The organism is Dorea chungnamensis (genome assembly GCF_039832125.1).
Taxonomy (GTDB): Bacteria; Bacillota; Clostridia; order Lachnospirales; family Lachnospiraceae; genus JAFBIX01.
The window spans coordinates 27,221-44,890 of sequence record NZ_JBDOHT010000017.1 but is presented as its reverse complement, the minus strand read 5'-3'; the positions used below and the strand labels follow the sequence as shown (position 1 = coordinate 44,890).

The 17,670-nt window shown below is 42.3% G+C and carries 13 protein-coding genes, 4 tRNA genes and 1 riboswitch; of the genes, 13 read left to right on the top strand and 4 right to left on the bottom strand.

Features of this window, described 5'->3' with window-relative positions:
• Nucleotides 1-117: 117 nt before the first annotated feature.
• The 7 genes from ABE613_RS12950 to ABE613_RS12920 all read left to right on the top strand — a co-directional run bounded on the left by ABE613_RS12950 (nucleotide 118) and on the right by ABE613_RS12920 (nucleotide 6,204).
• A tRNA-Asn gene (locus ABE613_RS12950) sits at nucleotides 118-189 on the top strand.
• A gap of 71 nt (nucleotides 190-260) precedes the next feature.
• On the top strand, nucleotides 261-923 hold the full coding sequence (locus tag ABE613_RS12945) for a transaldolase family protein (RefSeq protein WP_347376594.1): 663 nt from the start codon (nucleotides 261-263) through the stop codon (nucleotides 921-923).
• 117 nt (nucleotides 924-1,040) lie between these two features.
• Nucleotides 1,041-1,112 (top strand) — tRNA-Asn (locus ABE613_RS12940).
• A 219-nt stretch (nucleotides 1,113-1,331) separates the two neighbouring features.
• Entirely contained in the window at nucleotides 1,332-2,090 is a 759-nt protein-coding gene (locus ABE613_RS12935; RefSeq protein WP_347376593.1) for a hypothetical protein, read from the top strand.
• On the top strand, nucleotides 2,091-3,770 hold the full coding sequence (locus ABE613_RS12930) for a metallophosphoesterase (RefSeq protein WP_347376592.1): 1,680 nt from the start codon (nucleotides 2,091-2,093) through the stop codon (nucleotides 3,768-3,770). It abuts the gene before it with no gap.
• Nucleotides 3,771-3,796: 26 nt separating this feature from the next.
• Nucleotides 3,797-4,966: a YibE/F family protein gene (locus ABE613_RS12925; RefSeq protein ID WP_347376591.1), complete on the top strand. Its 1,170-nt coding sequence runs from the start codon at nucleotides 3,797-3,799 to the stop codon at nucleotides 4,964-4,966.
• A gap of 71 nt (nucleotides 4,967-5,037) precedes the next feature.
• Nucleotides 5,038-5,189: riboswitch (NiCo riboswitch) on the top strand.
• Nucleotides 5,190-5,304: 115 nt separating this feature from the next.
• On the top strand, nucleotides 5,305-6,204 hold the full coding sequence (locus tag ABE613_RS12920; protein WP_347376590.1) for a cation diffusion facilitator family transporter: 900 nt from the start codon (nucleotides 5,305-5,307) through the stop codon (nucleotides 6,202-6,204).
• A gap of 121 nt (nucleotides 6,205-6,325) precedes the next feature.
• Here the strand turns inward: ABE613_RS12920 and ABE613_RS12915 are convergent, their stop codons facing one another.
• Both ABE613_RS12915 and ABE613_RS12910 read right to left on the bottom strand, forming a co-directional pair.
• The gene (locus ABE613_RS12915; RefSeq protein ID WP_235232974.1) at nucleotides 6,326-6,910 is read right to left on the bottom strand and encodes a cytidylate kinase-like family protein; all 585 of its coding nucleotides are present in this window, start codon (nucleotides 6,908-6,910) and stop codon (nucleotides 6,326-6,328) included.
• Nucleotides 6,907-8,328: an MATE family efflux transporter gene (locus ABE613_RS12910; RefSeq protein WP_235232973.1), complete on the bottom strand. Its 1,422-nt coding sequence runs from the start codon at nucleotides 8,326-8,328 to the stop codon at nucleotides 6,907-6,909. The genes ABE613_RS12915 and ABE613_RS12910 overlap by 4 nt, the downstream gene beginning before the upstream one ends.
• A 334-nt stretch (nucleotides 8,329-8,662) precedes the next feature.
• Between ABE613_RS12910 and ABE613_RS12905 the strand changes: the two genes are divergently transcribed.
• Nucleotides 8,663-9,781, top strand: coding sequence for a DUF3810 domain-containing protein (locus ABE613_RS12905; protein ID WP_347376589.1), 1,119 nt, complete (start codon nucleotides 8,663-8,665; stop codon nucleotides 9,779-9,781).
• Between the two features lie 14 nt (nucleotides 9,782-9,795).
• Here ABE613_RS12905 and ABE613_RS12900 read toward each other — a convergent pair whose 3' ends face one another.
• Nucleotides 9,796-12,012 carry a DNA topoisomerase III gene (locus tag ABE613_RS12900; RefSeq protein WP_347376588.1) on the bottom strand — a complete coding sequence of 739 codons (2,217 nt, stop codon included), beginning with the start codon at nucleotides 12,010-12,012 and terminating at the stop codon, nucleotides 9,796-9,798.
• Between the two features lie 232 nt (nucleotides 12,013-12,244).
• Here ABE613_RS12900 and ABE613_RS12895 point away from each other — a divergent pair.
• Nucleotides 12,245-12,316, top strand: a tRNA-Glu gene (locus ABE613_RS12895).
• Between the two features lie 33 nt (nucleotides 12,317-12,349).
• Nucleotides 12,350-12,420, top strand: a tRNA-Cys gene (locus ABE613_RS12890).
• A gap of 111 nt (nucleotides 12,421-12,531) precedes the next feature.
• On the opposite strand, the gene ABE613_RS12885 is transcribed toward ABE613_RS12890, so the two are convergent.
• Nucleotides 12,532-13,005: a precorrin-2 dehydrogenase/sirohydrochlorin ferrochelatase family protein gene (locus ABE613_RS12885; protein WP_347376587.1), complete on the bottom strand. Its 474-nt coding sequence runs from the start codon at nucleotides 13,003-13,005 to the stop codon at nucleotides 12,532-12,534.
• Nucleotides 13,006-13,332: 327 nt separating this feature from the next.
• On the opposite strand from ABE613_RS12885, the gene ABE613_RS12880 reads away from it, so the two are divergent.
• The 3 genes from ABE613_RS12880 to ABE613_RS12870 are packed head-to-tail and all read left to right on the top strand — an operon-like array spanning nucleotide 13,333 to nucleotide 17,664.
• The gene (locus tag ABE613_RS12880; RefSeq protein ID WP_235232969.1) at nucleotides 13,333-14,472 is read left to right on the top strand and encodes a PucR family transcriptional regulator; all 1,140 of its coding nucleotides are present in this window, start codon (nucleotides 13,333-13,335) and stop codon (nucleotides 14,470-14,472) included.
• A gap of 27 nt (nucleotides 14,473-14,499) precedes the next feature.
• The gene (cobA, locus tag ABE613_RS12875) at nucleotides 14,500-16,044 is read left to right on the top strand and encodes a uroporphyrinogen-III C-methyltransferase (protein ID WP_347376586.1); all 1,545 of its coding nucleotides are present in this window, start codon (nucleotides 14,500-14,502) and stop codon (nucleotides 16,042-16,044) included.
• 3 nt (nucleotides 16,045-16,047) lie between these two features.
• Nucleotides 16,048-17,664 carry a peptide ABC transporter substrate-binding protein gene (locus ABE613_RS12870; RefSeq protein ID WP_347376585.1) on the top strand — a complete coding sequence of 539 codons (1,617 nt, stop codon included), beginning with the start codon at nucleotides 16,048-16,050 and terminating at the stop codon, nucleotides 17,662-17,664.
• Nucleotides 17,665-17,670: the final 6 nt, after the last annotated feature.

Sequence of the window (17,670 nt, the reverse complement as noted above, 5' to 3'; positions counted from 1 at the left end):
TTGTCGTAGTGCTTAAAGGGCGTATCTCTCCAATTTTAGAGTTGAAATAAATATTTGTAAAAAATAAAAAAGTCCTTGCAAAATAGATTGCGGAGAGTTATAATAGAAAGGTAGTAATCCTCGATAGCTCAATGGTAGAGCACACGGCTGTTAACCGTGGGGTTGTTGGTTCGAGCCCAACTCGGGGAGCTGGATATTGACCTATAGACTTTGCAGTCTATAGGTTTTTTGTTGTAAAGGATTATTTTAGGAGGGTTATTATGAGATTATTAGCAGATACAGCAAATATAAAGGAATTAGAAATTCTAAAAAATAAAAATCTTATCGAGGGAGTTACAACGAATCCTTCGATTATTTCAAAAGAAGGAAAAGATGGTATAAAAATACTTAGAGCGATTACAGAATTACTCCCTGATATGCCAGTATTTGGTCAGGTTGTTGGGGAAACAGTTGAAGATATGGTCGCAGATGGGAAGCGTATTAATTCTGCAGGAGATAATATGGTCGTAAAGATTCCTGCTAATTACCATGGAGTAGAAGCAATTGCAAGACTAAGTGAGCTGGGAATTAAAACATGTGCAACTGCGATATTGACTGCCGCAGAAGCCGTTCTGTGTGCACAGGCCGGAGCCACATATGTTGTGCCATACACAGGACAAAATGATATCATAGGGTATAAAGGTGTCGATACACTTTCGCAAATATCAACGGTATATAAAAAATTAAATATAGATACAAAGATTTTAGCTGCATCTATAGAAAAATCACAGGAAATTGTCGACTACTTTATGGCAGGAGCAGATTGCCTTACACTTCCATATCATGTTTTTGAAGATACCTTTACTTCACCGAATCCATTAACAGAGCATTATATCAATAATTTTAAGCGAGACTGGATGAATGCAGAATGCTTTTTTGAATAATAATAGATAAAAATGACGGGCGCTTGGCGAGCGCCCGTATTCCCAAAAATATTGAAGATATGGTAATAAAAATTCTTGCAAAATAGATTGGGGAGAGTTATACTAGAAAAGTAGTAATCCTCGATAGCTCAATGGTAGAGCACACGGCTGTTAACCGTGGGGTTGTTGGTTCGAGCCCAACTCGGGGAGTTTTTTATAATCCGTAGGCAGATGCTTACGGATTTTTTGTATTACAAGGCGCAGAGATTTTTAGTACAATCTCTGCGATTTTTGCGATATGCTGGTTTATTTGATATGAAATATTTAACTCAAATATTACAAAGATTTTTACAAAAGAGAAATAAGATTTTACATTGTTACAGTATATTTTTTTCTGAATCTATTATTACAAGGAGGATGAAAAAGATAATGAGAAAAAAGAAAAGAATTGCCAGCGTATTGATTGCCCTGGCTCTTATTGTCACAGCAGGCTTATCCTTTCCGGGGCAATCTGGAGCTGTTCGTGCAGAAGAGGATACAGACAATATCACAATTGTAGATGCCAATACGCAGTGGCAGTACAGAGATGACAATCAGGCACCGGCTGATGGCTGGAAGACCAGCGAGACGGTGACGGAAACATGGAAGACGGCGGCAGGCAGTTTTGGTGCCAAGAATGGTGTGATTGCGGACCTTGGTGGCGGCTGTACTCCTAAGACTTTGTTAAACCAATACATTGAGGGAACTTCGAATGATATTCCAGTCTACTATTTCCGCAAAACATTTGATCTGGAAGATCCGACAATCGTACAGTCCGTCACGGGAAGTCTTCTTTATGATGATGCTGTAACCGTTTACATTAATGGAGTAAGGATTGCAGGATATGATGATGGTTCCTTTGATGAAAATGGATATGGAGGCTCAAATGCAAGTGCTCCGAAGACAGGAGAAATTAATTTCACAGAGATTGAGGCTTTGAATCTGAAAGGAACAGGAAATGTGGTGTCTGTAGAACTTCACAACGGAAGACCATCGAGTTCTGATGTTTATCTTGATTTTCAGTCTCTGACATTTGGTACAGCAGTGCCGGAGAAAGAAGTCAAATATATCTCTCTGAATATTGGAAGTGACGAAACACAGAGAACTATTACCTGGATGGCAAGCTCTGATAAAGAGGCATATGTGTAGGTGGCGACAAAACCAGAGGGATGGGTCGAAGGGAATGAATTCCCGGCAGATGCAGTAAGCTATACAGCTACACAAACTGATAGTGCAGTAAACGGTCTTAAGAGTTGCAAGGCTACCATGACAGATTTGAAAGAAAACACAACCTATCTGTATAGAGTAGGAAATGATGAAAAGTGGTCTGACACTTACTCATTTACCACACAGGCATTGGGACAGGATCAGGAATTCAGTTTCTTGTTTGCAGGAGATCCGCAGATCGGAGCAAGTGGCAATTCAGCAGCTGATACTACAAACTGGCAGAATACCATGAGCAGATCATTGCAGGCATTTCCGCAGACGAGTTTCCTGTTAAGTGCAGGAGATCAGGTGAATTCCAGAGATAGCGATACTGAATATGAAGGATTCCTCTCTCCGGATGCAATGCGCTTGATTCCACTGGCAACCAATGTGGGCAATCATGACAATGGTTCTGAGAGATATACATCTTATTACAATATGCCGAATGTATCTGACAAAGGTGTAACAACAGGTTCAGGAAGTGGTGACTACTGGTTCATGTATAATGGTATGCTTGTGATGTCCATCAACTCAAATAATACAGACACTGCAGTGCACAGAGCATTTTTACAGGAAACACTAAACAATCATCAGGAAGCAACCTGGACAGTTGTAACCTTCCACCATTCTACATACAGTGTGGCAAATCATTATTCAGACAGCGATATTCAAAAAAGACGTACAGAACTTTCACCTGTATTCTCGGAGCTTGGTATTGATGTAGTATTGATGGGACATGATCATTACTATACAAGAACCTATATGATGAATGGATGTAATGCAGTCATTCCAGAGGGAAATGATGTGACAAAGGGTGAAAAAGCACCGGAGAGTGTCACGAATCCAGCAGAAGGACAAGTATTCTATTTAACAGCGAACTCTGCTTCCGGAAGTAAATATTATGCAAGAAATGGACAGCTTGCAAGTGGCTGGCCAGAGTATGTTGCTGTTCAGGATCAGAGTAACAAAACTACGATTACCAACGTAACGGTGACCAGAAATTCCTTTACCGTAGATACATATTATACAGACAAGGATGTGCTTCAGAAGATGGATTCCTTTACTATCTATCGTACAGAGGATCCGACGATTCGTGTGCCACAGACAGAGACTGGGAAGATAACTATACAGGATGGAAAAGCATTCAATCCGATGACGGGTGTCAGCGCACAGGACTATGAAGGAAATGATATTACAGAGCTTGTACATGTAACCGTTTATAATGCAGATACAGGTGAGCAAGTACAGTATGTAGACACATCCAAGACTGGAAATTATCGTATTGTATATGATGTGACAGATACATATGGAAAGACGGCTAGTGCGGAACAGCTTGTAGAAGTTGTTAAGAATACTGATGAAAATCCAGGTCAGAATCCAGATGAAAACCCAAGTGAAAATCCAGATGAGAACCCAGGACAGATTTCGGGTACGGGTTCAGGGAATGGACAGACAGACAACAATGGAAAGGGAAATGGTTTGGCAACGGCAGGAACCAGTCAGTCATCTAAGGCAACAACTGTGAAGACCGGCGACGAGGCACCGCTTGTGTTATTTGGCGTGATTATGCTGTTAGCAGCAGGAGCAGCCGTAGTTGTTCTTCGCAGACGCAGTATTCGATAAAATACAAAGAAAGCAGGAAACAAGAAGTGAACGGGCAGAAGATATTACAGGGAAAGATACAGAATAAAAAAGCGGATCTATTGGTCATTGCCATGATGACAGTTATTGTCATCATGACACTGGTGATGAACCGATGGTTCTCAGTGGAATATATTATGTATACTTCTGAGTCTTCTACTTACGAACGCGGAGTTGTGACCCGGATTCTGGCAGAAGAGTTAAGTCAGGAGGAAGGAAGCAACAGGTATCGTGGTGTACAGACCTTAAAAGTTGCCATGAAGAGCGGAAGCCTTAAAGGACAGGAGATTGAAGTTAAGAATGAATTGAGCGCAACTCATAACATTGCCACAGGTGTGGGACAAAGATTGATTATCAAGGTGGATACTCCAGAAGGTCTGGAACCATATTATACCGTATTTAATTATGACAGGACGGTGGGTATTTCCATGATATTGGTAATGTTTGCCGTGTTTATGATCTTGGTCGGAGGAAGAAAAGGAGTAAAGAGTATGATTGGTCTTTGCTTTGCACTTTTCCTGATTATTGATTTTCTGTTACCGGCTGTTTATCATGGATGGTCACCTATCGGGCTGGGAATCATCTGTGCATTCTTAATTGCAGTATTTTCTATGTTATTGCTCAACGGATTTAGTGAGAAGACATTTACCGCAATTACAGCGACTATGGCAGGAGTCATATTAGCAGCTGTTTTCTATTATATATTTTCTGGGATTCTGCATCTGAGTGGATTTAATCTGGAGGAAGCAGAGGAATTGATTATTGTTCAGGGTGCAACGGGTCTTAAGGTTGGACAGACCTTATTTACCGGAATTCTGATTGCATCGTTGGGAGCGGTGATGGACATGACCATGTCAGTAGCTTCAGCTTTGTTTGAAATGAAGGAAATTCATCCGGAAATGTATATGACAGAAGTATTCCGTTTAGGAATTTCTATCGGACAGGATATGATAGGAACTATGTGTGAGACTTTAATTTTGGCATTTGCCGGAAGTAGCATTACGGCACTTCTGGTAATGATTGCATATGGAGCACAGTTTAATCAGATCTTAAGCTCTGATTATGTGGCGATTGAATTGATACACAGCTTAACGGGAAGTATGGCGGTTATCCTTTCGGTTCCGATCACAGCAGGTCTTTCTGCATTTTTTACTTGTAACAGGCAACACTGCAAGTAAATAAAAATTTTATTGCTAAATGGCAATTTTTGTGTTACATTTAATACACTCTTTGCACTGCATATAGATCTACAGTACAAACTGAGCAGACCGTGACAGGATGTCATGGAGTCGGGTCGCAGAAATTGCCGGGCATCTGGAGTAAGTTGCCACTGGCAGATTCCGTAAGCTGCCGGTGGCAGCTTTCGTAGGTGACAGTGGAAGTAACATCCACGGGACAGTAGTTGCTAATACTGATTCGTGGGTGTTTTTTATTCTTTTTTCGTGAAGTATATCATAAAATTCCCCACAATATATTTAGTGCCATAGAGCTATCTTACGTTTGGGAGGTAACTAATATGGAAGAAAACAGAATAACGAATGATGAATTTCAAAAGGTCGCAAACAGGGTCTCGATGGTGTCAATTGTCGGCAATATAGTGCTTGCGCTTGGAAAGCTTCTTGCAGGAATTATCGCTCATTCCAATGCGATGATCAGTGATGCGGTTCATTCGGCTTCGGATGTGTTCAGCACGATTGTTGTGATTATTGGAATTCGGCTTGCGTCGAAAGAATCTGATAAAAACCATCCTTATGGTCATGAACGGCTGGAATGTGTGGCGGCGGTTGTCTTAGCGATGGTTCTCTTTATTACTGGACTTGGCATAGGGATGGAAGCATTGAAAAACATTTTATCTGGTAACTATAATGAATTGCAGATTCCGGGAATGCTGGCGTTGATTGCGGCAATTGTATCCATTGTCAGTAAGGAAGCCATGTTCTGGTATACGAAGATCAATGCCAGAAGAATCGATTCCAGTGCACTGATGGCAGATGCATGGCATCACCGTTCGGATGCATTTTCTTCTGTTGGAGCATTGATCGGTATCGCAGGAGCAAGGCTGGGATTCCCAATCATGGATTCTATTGCCAGTCTGGTTATCTTTGTATTTATCATAAAAGCAGCATATGACATTTTCAGGGATGCAGTGGATAAGATGGTGGATCATTCTTGTGATGACGAGACGGAAAAGCAGATATCTGACTGCGTGATGGAGAATGAAGCAGTAGAAGGAATCGACTTGCTCCAGACACGTATATTTGGAAATAAAATATATGTGGATATTGAGATTGCGCTGGATGGTTCTTTGCCATTACAAAAGGCGCATGATATAGCGGAAGAAGTTCACCATGATATAGAACGAAAATTTCCGAAGATCAAGCATATCATGGTCCATGTTAATCCTATGAAAATCTGAGGTAGAAAGAAAAGAGGCGAAGAGATTTGTGCGGGAATATCTCTTCGCTTCTTTTACAGGGTATCATATATCCAGAGGAAACGACTGGTAGAAGCTTCCTCTGGCGGAGGGTAGACCTAAACTAAAACAGTCCGGCAAGAATCTCTGCGCATTTCTCGATGCCGAGGACGCCACTATCCAATGCAATGTGATAATTCTGCATAGCGCCCCACTTCTGATCTGTATAGAACTGATAGTAAGAAGCGCGTCGTTTATCCTTGTCTTTCAGACGTTTTTCAGGAGAAACTTCACGTTCGCCGTATTGCTCAACGATTCGTTCGGCACGTTTGGCAATGCTTGCGTGAATAAATACGTTCAGACAGTCGGCCTCGTCTCTTAAAATATAATCTGCACAACGTCCTACGATGACGCAAGGTCCCTCTTCTGCCAGTTTCAAAATGACTTTTCGCTGAATTGCCCACAAGTCATCTTGTGTGGAATGTCCGTAAAAATCTCGGTCAGAGAAAGCATTGGCAAACCAGCCGCCGTGGGAAGAATATTCCCCGCGTTCTGCGATATATTCTTTTGCAAATCCACTTTCTTCGGCGATTTTTTCAATGAGTTCATGATCATAACAAGGGATTCCTAATTGTTCGGCTACTTTTCTTCCGATGGTCCTTCCGCCGCTGCCGAATTGACGGCTGATAGTAATGACTCTGTTTTTCATTTTACCGCCTCCTTTTCTTGTGCGATTTTCTTGTTAAGTGTTTTATATGTGTATATAATTACGATCAAAGAAATGATAAATGTAAGCACATCGGATACTGACATGGAGTACAGGACACCGTCCAGACCGAAGGAAAGCGGAAGTATTAATGCAAAACCTACACCGAATACAACTTCACGGACCAGAGACAGCATGGTGGAAGTCATAGCTTTTCCCATAGACTGCAGGTAGATGAAAGTTGCTTTGTTGACAGTGGCAAGGGTCATCATACAAAGGTAGGTTCGGAATGCTTTTACTGCAAAATCGGTATAGTAGATGCTTTCGTTGGATGCTCCGAAGATACCGATTAATTGTCTTGGGAAGCATATGACAATAACGGTAGCGACGGCACCAACGATGGCTTCGGCAATCAGCAGATGAGAGAAAAGACTCTTGGCACGGTCATCCCGTTTGGCACCAATATTGTAGCCGACGATTGGAATACAGCCGGCTGCCATTCCTACTGCAATTGAGATAACAATCTGGAAGAATTTCATAACAATTCCTACAACTGCCATTGGGATCTGGGCATATTCCGCCTGACCGAAGATTTCATCCATTGCCCCATATTTTTGAATCATGTTATTTACTGCAGCCATGGAAGCAACCAGCGAGATCTGAGATAAGAAACTGCAGATTCCCAGTGGAAGATATTTTTTACAAAGTTTTCCGTGAATACGAAAACTGTTTTTCTTAAGTTGAATTGCTTTCATGTGGCACAGATACCATATGGCCAGGATAGCAGTCAGAATCTGCCCTGTGATGGTTGCCACTGCAGCGCCCATCATTCCCCATTTGAAGATAAAGATGAATATTGGATCCAGGATAATGTTGGCAAATGCACCTGCCAGTGTGGAAATCATAGCGAATTTGGGACTTCCATCGGAACGAATAATGGGATTCATGGCCTGACCGAACATATAGAACGGAATACCTACCGTAATCCAGAAGAAGTATTCCTTAGCCTGACGGAAAGTTTCTTCATTGACACGTCCACCGAACATAGTCAGGATCTGTTCCTGAAAGATAAGATATACAGCAGTCAGGATGACACTGCAGATGATGCACAGGATAACGGCGCTGCCGATACTTTTGTGGGCGTCATCTTTTTTGCCGGCACCCAGACTGATGCTGACGAAAGCACAGCAGCCGTCACCGATCATGACTGCGATAGCCAGAGACACGACTGTCAGTGGGAATACGACTGTATTTGCTGCATTACCATAAGATCCCAGATAGCTTGCGTTGGCGATAAAAATCTGGTCAACAATGTTGTAAAGTGCTGCTACCAGCAGCGAGATAATACAGGGTACAGAATACTTGCGCATCAATACCCCGATTGGTTCTGTTTCCAAAAAACGATTTGATTTTTGGTCCATGATATTTTCCTCCTTCATATGTTAATTATTTTGTAAGAGACTTCTCTGGCAAAATAAAAAGTGTGGCCAAAGAGCTGGATTTATGCCCAGGGCCACACGCTTCACATAAAAATAAAAAGCATGTAGCATTCAACCGGATTTACGCAGTTTTGCTACACGCTGTACCATGTATCATAACAGTTTTTTGGGATGATGTCAAAGGGGTTTTTGGGGAATTTATGAAGTAGATTATACTGGCAGATTGGTACATTTTTAGGGTTGAGACGGAAAAACCAGCGTGATACTATATTGATATAAAAGATTGAAAAAATGATAAAATAAGGGTAAATTTACAATGTCAAAGTTTTCAGATGATAAGAATGTAAGAATAAAAAAACGTACGAAAACCAAGGTGATCATAAGCAGTATACTGATTGGTATTAGCATTATTTTGAGTCTGGCTGCGAGAATGTGTCAAGACTTTGCCCAGTGGTACAGCACGCATATCTATCCAGTATGGGTGGAGACAGTTGGTCGTGCGATGGGATATTTCCCCTTTTCTGTATCGGAAGTACTACTTTATCTTATGATTCTTATTTTCCTGGTGTCTGGTGCACAGCTTCTGATTCGAAGAATTCGGAAGAAATTGAAAAAAGAAGAAGGATATGGATGGCTGTGCAATGTTTTCTTAGCGGCAGGCGTCTTGTTTTTCTTATATGTGGTCAATTGCGGAGTGAATTATCACAGGGATTCGTTTTCGGAAACTTCTGGGATTCAGGCAGATGAATATTCGATTGAAGAGTTGAAGGAAGTCTGTGTATGGCTGACAGAAGAAGTAAATCAATATAGCAATGCGGTGGAACGGAATCAAGAAGGAACCATGGAGCTGGAGGTGTCGACAGAGGAACAGGCAGTGACTGCTATGCAAAAATTAGGCGAGACATATCCAGAGTTAAAAGGATATTATCCAAAGCCAAAAGGATTGCTGGATTCTTGGATACTTTCCATACAGAACCTGAGCGGGGTATATTCTCCGTTTACCATAGAAGCCAATTACAATCAGGCAATGACCGATTATAACATTCCATTTACCATCTGCCACGAACTGTCGCACTTGCGAGGATTTATGCAAGAGCAAGAAGCCAACTTTATCGCATTTCTTGCCTGCCGCGAGTCTGAGGAAGCAACATTCCAATATAGCGGAAATATGCTGGGGTGGATTCATTGCATGAATGTATTGTATAAAGTTGATTACGATGCGTGGGAAGAAGTGTGCGGTGAGTTAAGCACGGAGGCAGAGACAGATCTGCAGGCGAATCACGAATTCTGGGCAAGGTATGACGGGACAGTCGCAGAAGTATCTAATAAAGTGAACGATACATATTTAAAGGCAAACGGACAAAAAGATGGAGTGGAAAGTTATAATCGAATGGTAGATCTGATTGTGGCATATAAAAGGGACAGGGTAAATTAGGGACGGAGGTTTTTTTATTTTTCTCCGTCCCCAATTTTGCGTAGTGCCTCGGCGAAGGCGTTGTTGATGGGTTCGTCTTTTTGTTTTTTTAGATATTTTTGTACATCTTTTTTGGAGACACCGGCACCTTCTTTTTCTCTTCTGGCTTTGAATGCGGAGAGTTTTTCTTTGTATCCGCATTGGCATACGAAGGTTTCGTCTTCGCCTTTTTTTATTAGCTCCATCTTTTTGTGGCAGTTTGGGCAGCGGGCATTGCTTAGACGTGCAATGGTTTCGCGATAACCGCATTCTCGATCCTGGCATACCAGAAGGCGGGCGCTCTTGCCGTTGACTGCCAGCATTCGTTTGCCGCAGCGTGGGCATTTGGTATTGGTCAGGTTGTCGTGCCGGAAGTTCCCATCAGCGTTTTTGATCTCCTGAATGAGTTCTTGTGTATAATCGATAATTTCACGAAGGAATATATCTGCTTTGTGATTTCCTTTGGAGATCTGTGAGAGTTCCATCTCCCATTGGGCAGTAAGCTCTGGCTTTTTTAGATCCTCCGGGACAAGGTCCAGAAGTTGTTTGCCTTTGGAGGTGAGCAGAATCTCCGTTCCTTTTTTCTCGATATAGAAGGAGTGAAATAGTTTTTCGATAATATCAGCTCTTGTGGCGACGGTTCCCAGACCGCCGGTCTCCCCCAATGTTTTTCGTGCTTTTGCATCTTGGGAATCCATGTATTTTACTGGATTTTCCATAGCGCTTAGCAGGGTTGCTTCGGTAAATCTTGCTGGTGGTTTTGTCTTTCCGGTTGTAAGAGAAACCGTCACAATTGGAAACTTCATGCCTTTTTCCAGAGCAGGAAGCGGTTGTTCGGATACATATGTGGCGGCATCATTTTCCTCATCCGCGTCATCAATATTATCCGCTTCATAGATGGCTTTCCAGCCTGGAGATAGAACAATCTTTCCTTTTGCAATAAAATTTTGTCCGGCAGCAGAAGCTTTCATTGTGGTCTGCTCATACTCAAAGGCCGGGGATAGAACACTGATAAAGCGGCGCACAACTAGATCATAGATTTTGCGTTCTTCATTGCTCATGTGATCAAGCTGCACATATTCTTCCGTCGGTATAATTGCGTGATGATCACTGACCTTTTTGTCGTCTACAAAAGATTTACTGGTTCTAATCGGACCTCTCAGAAGTTCAGGAATGTATTTCTTATAAGGTCCAGTGTTACACGCTTTCAGCCGCTCTTTAATGGTCGGGACAATATCGGTTCCGATGTAGCGGGAATCGGTTCGAGGATAAGTGAGTACTTTGTGATGTTCATACAGACGCTGCATAATATTCAAGGTTTCTTTGGCAGAGAAACCAAAGCGTTTGTTAGCATCACGCTGTAATTCTGTCAGGTCATAGAGACCTGGGGAAAATGTTTTCTTAGCGGATTTTTGAACATCGGTGATGGCCAATATCTGCCCGTTCAGTCTGGCAGTGATATCAGTCATAACATCCTTTTGGAAAGAACGAAGACTTCCGGTCTTGGCGTTCTGCCAGGTCCATGTGACCGGGGAGTTGTACTGGCTGGAGTTGGTAGTACATTTTATCCCATAGTAGTCTTCGGGTTTGAAAGAACGAATCTCAGCTTCGCGGCGGGCAATGATTGCGAGAGTTGGAGTCTGAACACGTCCGCAAGACAACTGTGCATTATATTTGCACGTAAGGGCGCGAGTAGCGTTAATTCCAACCAGCCAGTCTGCTTCAGCACGGCTTTTGGCAGCATAATACAATGCATTATATTGACGACCATCTTTTAAGTGGGCAAATCCCTCGCGGATAGCCTTATCAGTCACAGAAGAAATCCAGAGCCGTTTGATTGGTTTGTGACATCCTGCTTTATCAAGAATCCAACGTGCAACCAATTCCCCTTCGCGCCCGGCGTCAGTAGCGATGATAATCTCAGACACATCCTTTCGGAAAAGTTGAGATTTGACGTTGTGGTATTGCTTGGATGTCTGCTTGATTACAACCAGTTCCCATTTTTCTGGAAGCATTGGAAGGTAGGAAATATTCCATTCCTTGAATTTCTTATCGTATTCTTCTGGATCTGCCAATGTGACAAGATGTCCTAAAGCCCAGGTGACAATGTATTTCTCACCTTCAATTGCGCCGGTAATACTTTTCTTGCAGTTCAAAACGCGGGCAATGTCACGGGCAACAGAGGGTTTTTCAGCCAGAACTAATGATTTCATGAATGTTTGCTCCTTATATAAAAAGTAATAATAATCTTAGATACCTATTCAACATATCGGATTTAGGCGGGTTTGTCAACGGATGGAAGGGCTCAAAACATGATGGAAAAAGGTTCTCCGTGGAGAAAAATGTATAGGAAAAAGAAAATTAGAAAAAAAAGAAAAAATACTTGAAAAATATGAATAACTATGTTAATATAAACATCGGTCGCGCTTGAGGAAAGCGTAATATGGCTCCGTGGTCAAGCGGTTAAGACATCGCCCTTTCACGGCGGTAACACGGGTTCGATTCCCGTCGGAGTCATTCGAGCGAAAGCTCATTCATATTATAGTGTATGGCGCCATAGCCAAGTGGTAAGGCAAAGGTCTGCAACACCTCTATCACCAGTTCAAATCTGGTTGGCGCCTTTCAAAATAGCAATCCTTGAAAAAGGATTGTTTTTTTGTGCTTAATTTGTAATTTGGGACGGGGGTTTTTTCATTTTCCTCCGTCCCAAATTAAAATATCCCTGTCCCAAATTAAATTTGCCGTGTCCCTAATGCCTGGCTGATTCGTTCGCGAGCTTCTTTGGCTTCGTGATGATTTAATCCGCTGGTGCTGATCCCGGTAACAATATTGCCTTGCCGTACGATCCCGGGGAAGTAGAAGTCACAAGATTCTTTTTTATGTGCGGTATTTACCGGTATTTTTCGTGCTTTACAGTCTGCCGCGATCTGATCGTTACAAGAGCTGCTGTTTGTTGTGGCGAGTACAATGTCTGCGCCTTCTGTCAGATTGGTGTGATATACATCCTGGATCCATTGGATGCGCCGGCTCTCACTCAATATTCGCAGTTTGTCTGTGATTTCTGGTGCTACGACGCAGATGTCGGCAGCAAAATCAAGAAGTGTCTCGATTCTTCTCTGGGCAATCTTGCCGCCCCCTATCACGAGGATTCTTTTCTCGGACAGGTCTACAAAAAGTGGAAAATATAAAGGTGATGATTTCTCCATGGAAGGCATCCTTTCTGTATAAACATTTTCTTTCATCATATCATGGATAATGAGGGTGTGACAGAATTATTTTCTGGAGTTTTCGGCGATGACCGATACAGACAAAAACCCCTTGAAGTATATCTGCTTCAAGGGGCTTTCCTTTTAAAAATCTAGAGATAAAGTCGAAACAACAAAAATCGGGGTTTTCATTTGTGTTCCAAAAACAATATATCACAAGAAAATATTTTTTGTATAGTCTATAAATACATAATTATGACAAAAAATTGTGGCTCAAGCACAAATGCAATGGTATAATATCCATGCGAAGTGTAGAGGAGGGGGAAAATGGCTGTTGAATTAGAGAACTTATATGCAGAGATCGATCCGGAATATGGCGTTGCATTGCTTACGAAGAGTTGCTTTCATAAGATGATTGGCTGGATACATATGGTGGAAGATATGGATTTTGTACCTATGCTGCACGGCGATGAATTGGTCTTTAATTCAGGGCTGAATTATGTTTCGGAGGAATGGCTGAAGAGGTATATAGAAGCACTGAATAAAGAGTGCGCCGGCGGATTGATGATTGCGATTCGTGAGGGGAAAAAGATATCACAAAAGATTGTTGATTATTGCAATGAACTGGAATTCCCGTTGTTTTCGGCAACATGGGAGACTCCATATATTGATATCATGCGTATTTTTTCCGTAATTTTATTGAAGAACGAGCAGAGAGACACGAATTTAAGCACTGCATTGCGAAATGCAATCTTTTTCCCGGACAATGAAGAACTGTATGTAAATTATTTTGAGGGAAATGGATTCTATCGCAATTTGACCTATAATGTTATTGTGTTAAGCTGTAATGTGTACAATACAGAACGTGGCAATGAACGTTTGAATCAGATTAAGAAGGAATTACATTATACCTTGGAGAGAAGAATTATATATGAAGAGAATAATCGTCTTATTATTCTTGCGACGGGGTATTCTGAAAGGAAATTATTGGATATTTTTCAAAAAATATGCGAGAAAGATGATAATGTATATGTTGGCATCGGAACAATGGTAAATAGCATCAAAGAGATCCATAAGTCTTATGAACGAGCGAGAACAGCATATGAATTGACAAAGGCTCCGATTGACAAGAATATATTATGTTACAAAGAGCTTGGAATATATAAGATTCTTTCTGATATAAAAGAGGAAGAGATCTATCCTGAGTTTGTAAAAGAAACATTAGGGAAATTAATGGACTATGATGAAGAGAATGGCACGGATTATGTAGAGATTCTGGAAGCATATTTTAAGAACGAGTGTAATATTGTCGAGACATCAAAGGCGTTATATTGCCATAAGAATACCATGGCTTATAAGATCAACAAGATTAAAGAAGTATTGGGATATGATATTACTTCTAATGAAAACAGAATGAAAATTATGGTATCATTCTATATTATGAGATCCAGAATTGGATATCGGTAAGAATTATCAGATGAAATGAGGAATCACATGGAGATGAGTAAGGGAAAAGTATGGCTGGTCGGAGCAGGTCCTGGAGAGATTGGATTATTGACTCAGAAAGCCATAACGGTCATAGAACAGGCAGATTTTATTGCATATGATGCGCTGATTGGAGAGGAGATACTGTGTATGCTTCCGGAGGATGCAGAAAAGGTATCTGTCGGGAAGCGCTCAGGCAGGTACTCTGTATCACAGGAAAAGACGAATCAGATTCTTCTGGAGGAAGCGTTAAAGGGGAAAAAAGTGGTTCGCTTAAAAGGCGGAGATCCGTTTGTGTTCGGGCGAGGTGGAGAAGAGTTGGAATTACTGGTGCAATATGGAATACCGTTTGAAGTGGTTCCGGGAGTGACTTCGGCGGTGGCAGTGCCTGCCTATGCAGGAATTCCAGTGACGCATCGCGATTTTACTTCTTCCTTTCATGTGATCACCGGACATCCAAGAAAAGATGGAAAGGATCGCATAGATTATGATGCGCTGGTGCGTATGGATGCGACATTGGTATTTCTTATGGGTGTTGGCTCGATGGGAATGATCATGGAGAATCTGATGAAAGCAGGGATGGACCCTAAGATGCCGGCGGCAGTCCTGGAAAGAGGGACGCAATACCGACAGCGCAAGGTAATCTCAACGGTTGACTGCCTGGAGAGAGACTCCAAAGATGCCAAAATTCAAGCTCCGGCAGTCATTGTCGTAGGGAGAGTATGTACATTATCGGAGCTGTTCGCATGGTACGAGAAGCGTGAACTTGCACAGATGCAGATTATTGTGACCAGATCCAGGAAAAAAGCAAGTAAGCTGACTGCACAATTAAGAGAATCGGGTGCAGAGGTGTTGGAACTGCCCATGATCGATACGACCGCTATTGCACTGGAACAGATTCGGTTGGATGAGTTGTTTGACGAACCGGCTGGAAGAGAATTGTGGCTTACATTTACAAGTCCAGTAGGAGTAGAAACTTTTTTCAGTGTTACGTTACCAAGTCTTGGGAAAGATATTCGAAGCGTGCTGCGAAAAGGAGCGGATGTAAGATTTGCTGCGGTTGGGGAAGCAACAGCAAAAGAATTGGAAAAATACGGATGGATGACGGATGTGGTGCCAGAAGTATATAATGGAAGGGAACTTGGCAAAGCACTTGTAAGAACTGCAAGAAAGGATGCGAAAGTCTATCTGCTTCACGCAAGGCAAGGTTCTGAGGAATTAAAAGAAGAATTGAAAAGAGCAGATCTTGCATATGAAGATATTGCGATTTATGAAACGATATGCAGACAGGACAGCCCTTGGGCCGATATGGTAAAGGATAAGATTAACCAGGGACTGATCGACTGGGTTACATTTACGAGTGCATCAACCGTCCGGGGGTTCGTTCAGACGATGGATGGAATGGATTTTTGCAAAGTTCCTGCTCTGTGTATTGGAGAACAGACTGCGGCAGAAGCACGAAAATACCATATGAAGATTGAGATATCGGACAGAGCAACCATTGCAAGTATGGTAGAAAAGTTGAAAGAACTTCACGCGAAGCAGGAGGTATAGTTGATGAAGAGAATATTGGGAGTTCTGCTGTCTGTCACCATGATTCTGGTGATGGCAGCAGGATGCAAAGATCAAAGAGCGGAGAATGTCTCTGGCAAGAGCGGACAGGAGATCGTCGTCGGTACAAACAGTGAAAGCGGCGGCCTGGATCCGGCGGGGATGATTGCAGATACTTATCTGGCATATTCCGTATCTGCGTTGGACGAACTTTTGACGTATGATGAGAATGGAGAGATTGAATACCGTGCTGCAGAATCCTATGAGGTGAATGACGATAAGACAGAGTGGATTTTTCACTTGAGAGAAGATGCAAAATGGTCGGATGGAACACCGGTTACTTCGGCGGACTTTCGCAACACCATTGAACGTTCTCTGGATCCGGCCAGTGGAAATGGATATTCAAACTATCTGTTCCCGATTGAGAATGCCGAAGCAATCTATAATGGGGAAGCAGATATGAGTACACTCGGAGTAGAGACACCGGATGATACGACGTTGATCTTCCATCTGTCTACGCCGTGCGTGTATTTCCTGGATTTACTACGCCTTCCGGTATATACTCCATCGTGTGTGGTTTATGCGGATGCAGTTGGAAGTGGGTGGGATATCGACCCGGCGACGAGTGTATCCAATGGACCGTTTTATCTGACAGAATATGTGCCACAGCAGTATTTTGTGTTGGAGAAGAATCCATATTACTGGGATGCAGACAATATAGCATTGGATAAGATTACCTATAAGTTCTTCGATAATAAGCAGTCGATGGCAGCAGCTTACGCGACTGGAGAGGTGGATGTGGCTTTGTCATTACTGGGGACAGTGATGGATGAATATGAGGGACAAGATGATCTTGTGGTGACGGATGCAATTGCTACACGATATATATATATGAATATAGAGAAAGTAGAAGTGCTCCAGGATGTTCGTGTGCGAGAGGCATTGAACCTTGGAATTGACCGACAAGAACTTTGCCGGGCGGTGGGAAAGGATACAGAGCCTACGGTAAATTTTGTCGCAAAATATATGGTAGATAAATCAACGGGAGAATATTTTGTAGATGGTGCGCAGGCTCCTTTTGAAGAAAATCTAAAGAGGGCAAAGGAGCTGCTTGCAGAAGCGGGTTATCCGAATGGAGAAGGGTTTCCTGTTCTTACTTATAATTATCCGACTTTGGAAATGGATATGGATACCGCACAGGTACTGCAGCAGCAGCTGAAAGAAAATCTGGGAATTACAATAGAATTGAATGCACAGGAGCTTCAGGTAAATTATTCGGAACGAAGAGCAGGAAACTTCGAATTATGCCGTATGAATTGGACGGCTGATTTCGCTGATCCGAATACGTATTTATCTATGTTGCTTTCAAACAGCACTTATAATTGTAGTGGAATCAGGGATGAGGTATATGACGCGTTGGTAGAAGCATCTGACACAGAGACAGATCCGGCAAAGAGAAGCGAACTTATGCATGAAGCAGAACAGTATGCGATTGGGGAACAGTTCTATATTATTCCGCTCTATTCTATGCATCATGTGAATCTGATCCGGCCGAATATTACGGGAATCACACAGATCCCGGCAACGGGGACACTGGATCTTAGAGGTGCATCGGTTCAATAAAGGATG